The sequence below is a fragment of the Brevibacillus sp. AF8 genome (genome assembly GCF_021270385.1).
Lineage (GTDB): Bacteria > Bacillota > Bacilli > Brevibacillales > Brevibacillaceae > Brevibacillus.
Window position 1 is genome coordinate 26,295 of the sequence record NZ_JAGQDN010000007.1, and the last position, 11,865, is coordinate 38,159.

Consider the following 11,865-nt stretch of genomic DNA (forward strand, 5'->3'; position numbering starts at 1 on the left):
TCGTCTTTTTAATTTTTACATAAATACAAAGTAAATGACCGCTGCCAGCACCAGACGGTAAATCGCAAAAGGCGTCAGCTTGATGCGGTTGATCAGCTTCAAGAAGAAACGAATCGACAGGAGCGCAAACACAAACGCGCTAATAAAACCGATGACGAAAAACGGAATGCTGTCCATTGTAATCGCATCCCAACGCTTCAACAGCGACAAAAAGCTCGCGCCCGCCATGATCGGCACCGCCATAATAAACGTGAAGTCTGCCGCCGCCCGATGGCTCATGCCCAACAGTACGCCCCCTGAGATCGTGGAACCTGAACGGGAAAAGCCAGGCCACAGGGAGAAGCATTGAATAAGTCCGACCAGAAATGCCTGCTTGTAGGTAATCTGATCAACTGACTCGATCTTTGGACGTCTTGGTCGGAACCAATCCGCAGCAAGCATGAGAAGAGCGCCTAGCACGAGTCCGATTACCACAGTCTTCGTCGAAAACAAATACTCATCGATGTAGTCGTCAAACAGAACACCCAGAATCCCCGCAGGAATCAAACCGACAATGACCGTAGCCAAATTCAGCCGAGGTCCTGCCTGAACCTCACGCTTACCAGCCAGTCTGTTGAGGCCGAGCAAGCTCATGAACCGATCCCACATCAAAACCACGACAGCCAAAATCGAGCCGAGCTGAATGACAATTTTGAAGGTGTTGGCCACTTCAGGTGAAAACAAATCTTTCGTTTGGAACAAAAAGTCATCCACGATGATCATGTGACCCGTAGAGGAAACCGGAGCAAACTCAGTCAAACCTTCTACTAGCCCCAGCACAATCGCAACAAAAGCTTCCCAGAGACCCAAAAATTCCACGCTCCTATGAATGAAGTCCAAAATCAATATGTAGCAGCCGCCCTGTAAAAGAGCAGACTACCGCTTCTAGCATTATAACGTTCATCTCCGGTACAAAGTTACATCGTGATCGAAAAACATTCTAGTAAATTCCGGATGGATGGGATGTCCCCACAGTGATAGCCATCTTGCTTTTCTTGATTTATATCAACTCTGCAAGATGTGAATCAAGAGCTGCGTAGGCCGAAGCGTAGACTGGAAATTCGCTTCTTCCCTCCACCACAGCCCCTCATCGATTCACATATTGCAACGTCCCTTCCCCCATGTCACCGAGTCGCCAAAGCGCGATTCTCTCAATACCCGCTTTCTTTGCGACCGCAACCCATTGAGACAGTGTCTCTTCATCCGCATACCAAACCGTGTGCTTTTGACCGTCCTCACCCATATAGTCGAAGTACAAACTGCCGCTCGCTTTATCTCGCTTGGGTGGCTCGATACTTGACACAGCAAGGTCATCTGCCTGCTTTTCTGTCACTGCCGTCACTTTTCCATCACTAGCCCAGTCAAACCCGCCTACAGATAGGGCCATGACCTTGTCACCCGTCACTTTTTGCATGCGATGGGCAAGCTCCTCGATAAATGCATGATCAGCTTTGGGCCCTGGCTCTGTATTCGTACCGTACAAATTATAAGCCATCATGACGTAAGTAGGGCCCTTTGGCAATGCCAACTCTTCAATCGGCGCGCGCGGCTCCAATACGATGCGAAGCGACTTTCCCTCCTTCTCCAAATGCTGATACAAGGTATGGATAAAAGTAAGGAAGTTGTCCCAGTCTTTCTCGTCAATTCTCTCATAATCGATTTCTAAACCATGAAAGCCATTCTGGATCACGGCATTCTTGATCTCCATAATATGCTTGGTACGGCTTGCATCTGTCGCCATGAGCCTGCTGACAATCGACGGGTCCTTTTGAACCTGCGTACCATCACTGTTAAGGCGATCATTCACAATGGTCAAATCTAGGTCGACATAGCTACCCTGCTTCGATGCTTCCTTGATCTCAGGCATCGCCTTGATCATGCGGTCAGTAAAATGCAGCTTGTCATTTTCATCAAAATACGCCGCGAAAACCTGCAAACTGGACAAGCCATCCGTCATCCTGCGGAAATCCTCCAAACCGGATTCCCACTGCCAGTCTACCACCCAAGCGGACAATTCCGTCGTGTTGTTAGCTGCATCTACACTCTCCAAGCTTTCGGTATCGTTCCATTTCATCATGTACCATACGAGGATGACACACACTACTATCAGAAGAGCAGTCAAAATGATCGATCGTTTCTTGATGTTTGACACCTTGCACGGAGCCCCCTTGTTTCGGATTTAAAAGGTGTCGATGACCCAGTCCATTGCGACAGAAATAGCTTTCTTGATCGAACTGACGACTCCTGCAAGTCCTGTCTGCACATTGCTGAACAGCATCTGCTGCTCATCATTTGGTTGCTCTAAGGACGCAATCTGTACGTCCGCAAACACCCCGTCATAAATGTCATCCTTTTTGTTCGCTTCACTATAGGCCGCTTCCAATGCAACTCCACCGTTGCTAACGCTTGGGTCGATCTGTTGCTTGTCCAAGAGCGTTGTCTTGTCCACGGAAACACTGAGACGGTCCCCTTGAACAGTCATTTCGAATGAACGCGTATTTTTAATGTTGATCGGGTATTTTTCCAGCTCGGGAGCACCAGACTTACCTTGTTCTCTCGTATAAACAGAGGCACGGTCGAAGGTCAAATCCTCAGGATTCCAAATCACTTGGCTCAATTCCGTCTTGAAAAGCTCCTGTACCTCGCCTTTTTCCTTCTTCTGCTCGACGCGCAGCTCATTATCATGCAGGACGACCCGTACATAGCTGTCTTTTTCCCGATCATAGCGCAAATAAATAGATTGCTTACCGATTACATTCCCTTCCAGCTTGGCAGAAAGCTTGATATCCTTCTGGCTGTCGCTGTTTTTTAAATATAACATGCCAGAGCCAGCAGCTGGAGAGGTCAAGACGATCTGATCCTCCATAAATTGCGCAGCGCCACCGAGACGATCCCACTCTTTCGCTTGCTCTTCATCACCGCGAACGAAGCGAATCTTTTCGTCAGTGTCTTTTTGGATGCGCATCAACAAATGATTCGTGTACCAATAAGGCTCTGGCTGCACGCGAGTCAGGTTGTACAGATTGCTCTTGTTGTCGTTGTAGGCGGTTCCTTCCCGGTTAAAGTGCATCGTAAAATACTTTTTGATATTCGCGTCGTTCGCATCCGCTACCAAGCGATTCATCCCGCCATACAGGGTGTTCGCATGCATGATCATATAGGCACCCGGGACAAAGCCCAATTGATCCATATATGTATCATTCATCAGCTTGTAGTCTTCGTTGATTCTCGCTTCCATCTTGCTTCTGTCTTCCATCGGGATCATATTGCTGTCACGTATAAAGTCCATCAAGTAATGATTATAGTAGCCTACCTTTGTTTTATTCGATAATTCACTCTCATCCTTCACCCCGATGAAATTGCCCTGATCATCAAATACATTGATATACGTCAGTCGATAACCGTTGGAACCGAGCTCCCAGTAGCCGTTTTCCATCATTTTTTTCATGTCTTCCGGCTGCAGGAATTTGTTCTCGCTGTTTCCCATCTTATTGCCGTATGACAATGCCGTTGCTTTGAAGTTGTACTTCTCCAAAAGCGGCTGGGCAAACAAGCTCGAATCGTTGCGGCCATCTTCAAAGGCTAGAAACAGGGCCTTGTCAGGAAGTGGCTTCTTTTTTTTGTAAAAATCCAAGATATCTTGTTGCGAGATCGTTTGATAGCCTTGGTCATACAACGCCTGCAGCTGCTCGTCCAATTGCTTCTTGGCTACTAATTTCGGTGTCCCCGTACGACCTACGCCAAAATAGGAGATGGCGATAAAGCCTTTGTCATTCGTCCAGCTCGCTTTATTCGGCTCCTCGTACTTCTTCCAATCAAAGGCGGCATTATATAACATGACACCCAGGACGACCAAGATAGCGACCTGGATCAGCGTTTTGATGAATTTATTGCGATCTTTTTTCCGATAGTCCAAGACATCGCTCGTCGTTTTTCCCATAAATCCTGACACCCTCACTCCCTTTGTCTTTCCCTCTTAAAATGGCAGCCCAAAGCCTTTTTTGTTCTTCTTTCGGGCTTCTTTTTTCAATCTCGCTTCGACGTCCTGCGGTGTTTCTCGCGTACCCCAAGTAGATTTCCAGAATGTCACCCAAGCCACAGGCATCTGCCACAACAGCACCAGCTCATAAAACACACAAAAGACAATCCCGAAAACCCATAGCTTGCTTCTACGGAAAAATAGATGGGCCAAACTCATTAAGAGCGCCATCAACAGCAAGCCCATTAAAAACGTGCCCGGGAAAATGTGATGAACGAGCGGGACGTATACGAGGTTGTACAGGACGATGACAGGAGCAGCGATAGGAACAATCAGACCAATGTAAAAGAAGATCGCCATAAAAGGCTCCTTGCGCCAAATAAAGCCGCTGGCACGCAAAGATTCCCTCAACCACGAACGCTTCCAGCGCATCTGCTGCTTCAAAAATACGTTCATATCTGACGGCACAATCGTCGAGCAAATCGCAGAATCCTGATAGCCCGTCCGATGTGTTCGCAAAATAAAGTTGGTCATGCTTCGGTCATCGCCAAAAGTGGCTGGCTGCCCGAGAAACTTCTGATTCAGCCATGCTTCAGAATGCTGCAAAATCAATTCCTTACGATAGCAAGACAACGGCCCAGACAAGCAAGTGACACTGTCAAACCAGGACTCAGCCGCTTTCATGATGCGAAAGGCAATGTAGTAACGAACGGTTTGCAGCTTGGTGATTGAGTTGGTGAACTTGTTTTCCACATCCGTACGCCCTGCGACACCACCCATTTTCGGGTCTTGGAAAGGCTGTACGAGGTTGCGAATCGCAGTCGGTTCCAAAAAGCTGTCTGAATCAACGAAGACAACCAAATCGTGCTTGGCCATTTCCACACCTTTTACCAAAGCGACCCGTTTCCCGCCGTTTTCCGGAAGAATGTGCATCCTCACGCGCTCGCGGGTCATATAGCGCTCGGCCTCGTTATGAATCATATCGATGACCTTTTGAATCTCTTCTGCGGATCGGTCTGTCGAGCGGTCGTCTACCACGATGACCTCCAGCTTATCAATCGGGTAGTTCTGATTGACACAACTCAAAATCGTCCGGTGAATCCACTGCTCTTCATTAAAACACGGGATAATAATGCTCACGCCCGGTGTATAGTCCGGATTGACGGGAACCCCCCGATAAAGAGCACCGAATAAATACCGTGTCAGCAAAAAGGCAGCGGCAATCAAGCTGTACAAATACAAGTACATGTTGTATTTGAAATAAATCACACTCTCCGCGCGCATGAGCACGATAAACGCCGCAGCGAAAAACAAGAAAGTACTTGCAATATAAATGGCGTATCCCCAGCGTTTTTTGCGTAAATAGTCAGTCAGCGGTTTGGAAAACTCGAAGGCGAGCATGAACTTCTGACGCCCGTCCTCCTCCTGGGTAAACGAGCGAACAACCGTTGCATCCAGCTTCACCGTTGACTCATAGCCTTCTGGCATTGTACCTGGCGGGATTGTGCAATGGATCATAAACACTTGTCCCACCTGGATGTCTACCATCTCCGAATCTAGTTCCACTAATAGACCAGTCGAAGAAATATCGACGGCTCTTGCCTTGATTCCATCCTTGATCCGCTGTTTCTTGGTCAATAGCGTCACCGGGAAATCCGCCATATAGCGCAGACTTAGCATCCGAATGCGATTCAGGTATTCCGGGTCTTCCAGATTTCCTGGCTCATTCGTATCTTTAGCACCGCGGCGATCCACTTGGACACGAATTTTCTCCGGGTCTGGCACATTCGATAATACGCGCCTCTCTGTTTTGGAAACCGTCAGTACTTCTTCGATTTTCTCTTTCTTTTTCGGCTTTATTTTCTCTACCAACCGTTTCATCACTGCCGCTCTCTCCCCTCCACTGCCTACAAGCTCCAGTAATGAAATCCACTGTTTACAAAGTCAGCTTTGGAATAAATCTCTTTTATATCGATCATGATTTTTGCTTCATTCTTACCGTACATTGCGGCAAAATCAGCGACTTCCATCTGGGCAAAGGGAGCATGCGGTACCGCTACAACCACTATGTCCAAGTCGTGGAGAGCCCCCATCTCTGACAGCTCGATGCCGTATTCCTCGTATGCCTCCCGAGGATTCACCATCGGGTCTACGACCAACGGATTTATGCCGTATTCTTTCAATTCCTCAATAATATCCGTCACCTTGGTATTTCTGATATCTGCGCAGTCTTCTTTGTATGACAGACCTAATATACCGATCCTTACATTTTGAAGATCGAGCTTTGAGCGAACAGCCATCTTAATGATTTGTTGGGCGACATATTTCCCCATGCCATCATTGATGTGTCTAGCTGCCAAAATAATGCGGGAGCGATAGCCGCTGTCTTCTGCTTTGTACGTTAAATAGTACGGGTCGATACCGATGCAATGCCCGCCAACCAAGCCCGGTGAAAAAGGGAGGAAGTTCCACTTGGTTCCTGCCGCTTTCAATACTGCTTTCGTCGGAATATCCATCTGGTTGAACAGCATCGCCAGCTCATTCATAAACGCAATATTGACATCCCGCTGAGCATTTTCAATGACTTTTGCCGCTTCCGCTACCTTGATGCTTTCTGCTCGATAAACGCCTGCCTTGATCACGAGCTCGTAGACGCTTGCTACGATTCCCAGTGTTTCTTCATCCATCCCCGATACGATCTTGACGATGTTTTCCAGACGATTTACCTTGTCTCCCGGGTTGATGCGTTCAGGTGAATAGCCGATCTTGAAGTCTATACCACAACGCAAGCCCGATTCCGCCTCCAGAATCGGCAAGCAAACATCTTCGGTTGCCCCAGGATAAACAGTCGATTCAAATACGACGATTGCCCCTTTTCTCAACTGTCTGCCCACCATGCGGGACGCGCTTTCTACAAATTTCAGGTCTGGAACATTGCCGCTTTTGACCGGAGTAGGCACGGCCACGATAAAAAATCGCGCTTCCTGCAATCTATTTTCATCTGAAGTGAATTCAATAGCAGAGTCACTCGTCAGCTCCTGTTCCACGTCCACATCATGAAAGTTTCCCTTTTGATAGGCTGCTACTTTCTCTTTGTTTACATCGAATCCAATCACAGAAGAACGTTTTGACAGTGCCATCGCAATCGGCAAGCCTACGTACCCAAGACCGACGACAGCAATTTTTTCCTTCCTCTCCACAATCCCTTCGTACAAATTCATAAGCTGGTCCCTCTCCCTGTTCTGTTTTGGGCTTTATTGGCCAAACATCTCTGTCATGGGTACAAGCGTGTATCCTTTGCTTCTAAGCTGGTCAATTACGATTGGTAGCGCCTCTACTGTGTGAATATCATCGAGCATGTGCAGCAGGATCACGCTTCCGCTCCGCGTCTGCTCCATAATGGTTTTGACGATATCGTCCGCACTCCGTTTCTTGTCGTAATCGGACGGCGTCACATCATAAATCGTAATATCCTCGTAGCCCGTTGCTGCAATCGCCTTGAGTGTCTGATCGTCGAACGCCCCAGTTGGCGGTCTGAAATACATCGTCGGCTTCTGCTGAATTGCTTCGGTAATGATCTGATGGGCTTTGACAATCTCTTTTTGCAATTCTTCCGGCGCAATTTTGGTATTCACCGGGTGAGAATAGGTGTGATTGGCTACGTCGTGTCCCGCTTCCGCAATCGCTCTCGCCAAGTTTGGATTTCGCTCTACACCATCTGCGCGAAGGAAAAACGAAGCCTTTACTCCCTTTTTGTCCAGGATATCGAGAATCTTCGTAACTGTTTGATCCGTACCCCAATCATCGAAAGACAAGGCGACCATCTTCTTGTCCGTTTCTTTTCGATAGATGAGATTTGGTTTGGCCTCGTAATACGCCGCATTCATTTTTGCTGCATCAAAACCCGGAATATCTTGCAGCGGCTTTCGCTCCCCTCCTTGTGCAATCAACTCGTGCAAGGGGACGAATCTGTAACCGACATGAGTAGCTGCCTCTGCCAGTAGCCGGATGTTTTCTACGACAGACTTGTTCTCCTCTGTATCCATCGCGATGATGCCGCCGCGATTCATATATTTTCTTAGGTAATGAATTTTTTGCTCCTCCGTCTCTTTTTGCCAATTGTGCAGAAACAGACTGGCGGACACGACGGCTTCTTGTCCATTGTGAGCAGCTACCAATCGGAGATCGTCATTGTATTCACCCGACTTTGTTCTGATATACCGCGGTGTTTTGTCCGTTTCTCTATGAATGACCTCATTGGTCAACTCGATGTCTTTGTACATTTTCTCGTAAGGTTGGTTCTGCAAAGCAGAATTGTTCAACGTATTGTTTTCGATCTCGTGACCTCTGGCGACAATTTCTCGCGCAATGTCAGGCTCTTCAGCTACTCTCATTCCTGGCATGAAAAAAGCTGCCTTGATGTGGTACTTGTCCAACTCATCCAGCAATCTTTTCATCTTGTCTTTATCTGCCATCCCATTAAAAGTAAGAGCAAGCTGTCTTTGCGTCGTGTAGACCATCGACACTGCCTTGCTCTTTTCCCCCTTGTAACGCTCGATTTTTTCAGGTTTGACTGACGCAGGTCCGTTATCTGCACCGTTTTCATTCCCCTGAAACGGTGAACAGCCTGCCAATAATGCCACGATCCCTACAAGGGAGATCCATTGAAATACTCGGAACCCACTGGCCCCTTTCCAATGACTAATCATGATTGTCCCCTTTTCATGTAAGAAATGCCCTTTTCGCATAAAAAAACGACTATTTCATCTGCGCAACAAGTCAAGTGTAATCAAACACTCTTCCGCAAAAATGAACATAGTCTGCCTCCACACGCTAGACTAACATAACCATCTAAATCAAACAACTTTATGAAGCGGTTTCATATGTGACAATTTATGGAAATGGGTAAAATCGCCATCAAGACGCTATTATCAAAAAAAGACGAGCCTCATCGGGCCCGTCATTCGCTGTTACAGTTTGATCGCGATTAATTTTAGTTCCGTTAATTCCTCGACCGCATACTTGATACCTTCGCGGCCAAAACCACTGTCTTTCACACCGCCATACGGCATGTTGTCCACGCGGAACGTCGGAATGTCGTTGATCATCACGCCTCCGACCTCCAGCTCTTCCGCTGCGCGCATAGCCGCGTGAATGTCACTCGTATAGATGCCTGCTTGCAAGCCGAATCGGGAGTCATTTACCGCTTCAATCGCTTCGTCCATCGTCTCAAACGGTGTAACGACTACGATTGGACCGAATACCTCCTGGCAGGAGACGGCAACATGAGCGCCGACATTGGTCAGAATCGTAGGGGCAAAGAGGTTGTCACTGACAGGCTTCCCGCCAGTAACTACGTGTGCCCCTGCTTCTACTGCTTCCTGTACCCATGCTCCCATGCGTTCATGATCCTTGGCGGAGATCACGGAGGACATGTCTGTCGCTTCGTTCAGCGGATCACCCAGCACGAGCTTTTCTGTGCCAGCCTTAAACTTTTCCAGGAACTCTTCGTACTTGCTCTGGTGAATATAGACGCGTTGCAGCGAGATGCACACTTGACCGCTAAAGGAGAAGGCACCCGTCACGCAACGATCAATCAATGCTTGCGTAATTTCCACGTTGTGGTCGATGATCACTGCGGAATTGGAGCCAAGCTCCAAGGTCACGCGTTTGAGTCCCGCTTTGTTTTTCATCGCGATTCCAACCGCAGGACTTCCGGTAAACGTGATCGCGGCAATTCGGCTGTCAGTGACCAGCTTTTCGCCTACGACTGCGCCTTTTCCAGGCAAAATATTGAGCGCTCCGGCAGGCAATCCCGCCTCTGCGAAAATATCGGCCAGGATCAGCGAGCTGAGCGGCGTCTGACTCGCTGGCTTCAGCACGACAGTATTTCCTGCGGCAATGGCAGGCCCGACCTTGTGCGCCACGAGATTGAATGGAAAGTTAAAAGGCGTGATCGCGCCAACTACGCCAATCGGCTTGCGTACGGTAAAAGCAAGACGTCCTTCACCGCCCGGTGCTGCATCGAGCGGCACCGTCTCTCCGTGGATACGCTTCGCTTCTTCTGCTGCAAACTTGTAGGTCTGGATCGTCCGAGCAATTTCTACACGACCCGTGCGAAGTGGCTTGGCGGCTTCCTGTGCGAGGATGATCGCCAGTTCTTCCTTGCGTGCCTCCATAATCGCAACGGCCTTCTCTAGTATCAAAGCTCGCTGACTAGCTGGCATTTTCGCCATGACTTTGGCAGCAGCTTTTGCCGCCTTGATTGCCTCGTCGACGTCATGATCGTCTGCCTGAGCGATTTCAGCCAGCAGCTCCCCAGAATACGGGGAGTGGAGCGGCGCGTATTCTTTTGCTTCTTTCCATTGTCCGTTGATGTAGAGATGCTTTTTCATGAGTATGGAGAACCCCCTCGGGCGTTTTTAGTTCGTCACGTATTGGCTTTTCAGAACATCCGTCATAATGTCCAGCGCTTCTTCCAGTTGCTCGTCTGTAATGACCAGCGGAGACAGGAAGCGCAGTACGTTGCTGTGGACGCCAGCAGAAAGCACGATGACACCAGACTCGTAGCAGCCTTTGGTCAAGCCAGCAACGAGCTCCTTCGCTGGTTGTTTGGTTGTTGGATCGATAAATTCTACGGCGCACATCGCACCTAGTCCGCGCACCTCCGCGATCACAGGGAACTCTTTTTGCAACGCGTGGAAATGCGCTTTGATCTTGTCCCCGATCGCCTGCGCGCGGCCAGCCAGGTCTTCGCGCTCCATTTTCTCAATGACTGCCAACGCCGCTACACAACCAAGCGGGCTTCCTCCATAGGTACCGCCGATCTCGCCCGGGTTTGGCGCGTCCATGATTTCTGCGCGTCCCGTAACCGCAGAGATGGGCAAGCCTGCCGCTATGGATTTGGACATGGTGATGATATCTGGCTCGATTCCGAAATGGGTGGAGGCAAACATGGCGCCCGTACGACCGAAGCCTGTTTGAATCTCATCGGAAATAAATAGGATTTGATGCTTTTTACAAATGTTATAGACGCCTTGAACGAAAGACACAGGCGGAACGATAAAGCCGCCTTCTCCTTGAATCGGTTCCATAATCACGGCAGCCACTTCTTCCGGTGCAACCTCAGTCAAAAGGAAGTCCTCGAACTGACGCACGCAGAATTGCGCGTACTCATCATCTGTCATGGATTCCGGCTTGTTCAGTGGATACGGGAACTGCGCTTTATACGTAGCTGGAGCAAATGGACCCATCTGGAATTTGTACGGCTTCACTTTGGAAGTCAGTGACATGCCCAAAAGCGTACGACCGTGGAAGCCGCGGCTAAAGGAAATGATGCCTGGGCGTCCTGTGTATTTGCGGGCGATTTTCACCGCGTTCTCTACCGCTTCTGCCCCGCTGTTTGCGAGCATCGTCTTCTTTTCAAAGCTGCCTGGCGTGATTTGCGTCAGTTTCTCAGCCAAGGCCACATATGGCTCATACATCCCTACATGGAAGCAAGGATGAATGTATTTGTCCAGCTGCGCTTTTAGTGCCTCAACAACTTCCGGCGGGCAGTGTCCGGCATTCAGTGTACCGATTGCTCCGGCAAAATCGATATACGTATTGCCATCTACATCCGTTACCAATGCGCCTGAAGCTGACTCTACAAAAACAGGGGTATTGTTGCCGACACCTTTTGGCACGAACTGCTTTCTTTTTTCAATCAGGGCTACTCCCTTGGGACCTGGCACACCAGCAGCTACGTTTACAAATTGACGTTGTTTGGACATATCGTTTCCTCTCCTCGTTCGAGATGGTATTGGTTGGATTGCTTGCTTGTAAACTCAACTACTATATGTAGCAAT

At 48.7% G+C, this 11,865-nt stretch carries 8 protein-coding genes; all 8 read right to left on the reverse strand.

The genetic code is table 11. From position 1 onward, the window contains the following. Positions 1-15: 15 nt before the first annotated feature. Positions 16-849 carry an undecaprenyl-diphosphate phosphatase gene (locus KB186_RS11775; protein WP_232773662.1) on the reverse strand — a complete coding sequence of 278 codons (834 nt, stop codon included), beginning with the start codon at positions 847-849 and terminating at the stop codon, positions 16-18. Positions 850-1,126: 277 nt separating this feature from the next. Then, positions 1,127-2,191 (reverse strand): glycosyl hydrolase family 18 protein, encoded by a 1,065-nt coding sequence (locus tag KB186_RS11780; protein WP_232773663.1) that lies wholly within the window; start codon positions 2,189-2,191, stop codon positions 1,127-1,129. A gap of 27 nt (positions 2,192-2,218) precedes the next feature. Further along, on the reverse strand, positions 2,219-3,979 hold the full coding sequence (locus KB186_RS11785; RefSeq protein ID WP_232773664.1) for a polysaccharide deacetylase family protein: 1,761 nt from the start codon (positions 3,977-3,979) through the stop codon (positions 2,219-2,221). A 36-nt stretch (positions 3,980-4,015) separates the two neighbouring features. Further along, entirely contained in the window at positions 4,016-5,899 is a 1,884-nt protein-coding gene (locus KB186_RS11790; RefSeq protein ID WP_232773743.1) for a glycosyltransferase, read from the reverse strand. A 26-nt stretch (positions 5,900-5,925) separates the two neighbouring features. Then, entirely contained in the window at positions 5,926-7,239 is a 1,314-nt protein-coding gene (locus KB186_RS11795; RefSeq protein ID WP_221868726.1) for a nucleotide sugar dehydrogenase, read from the reverse strand. 33 nt (positions 7,240-7,272) lie between these two features. Then, positions 7,273-8,727 carry a polysaccharide deacetylase family protein gene (locus KB186_RS11800; RefSeq protein WP_221868725.1) on the reverse strand — a complete coding sequence of 485 codons (1,455 nt, stop codon included), beginning with the start codon at positions 8,725-8,727 and terminating at the stop codon, positions 7,273-7,275. Between the two features lie 261 nt (positions 8,728-8,988). Beyond that, positions 8,989-10,413, reverse strand: a complete 1,425-nt coding sequence (locus tag KB186_RS11805; protein WP_173611764.1) for an aldehyde dehydrogenase family protein — start codon at positions 10,411-10,413, stop codon at positions 8,989-8,991. 27 nt (positions 10,414-10,440) lie between these two features. Beyond that, a complete protein-coding gene (gabT, locus tag KB186_RS11810; RefSeq protein WP_221868724.1) occupies positions 10,441-11,790 on the reverse strand; it encodes a 4-aminobutyrate--2-oxoglutarate transaminase in 1,350 nt (449 codons plus the stop codon). Between the last annotated feature and the right edge of the window lie 75 nt (positions 11,791-11,865).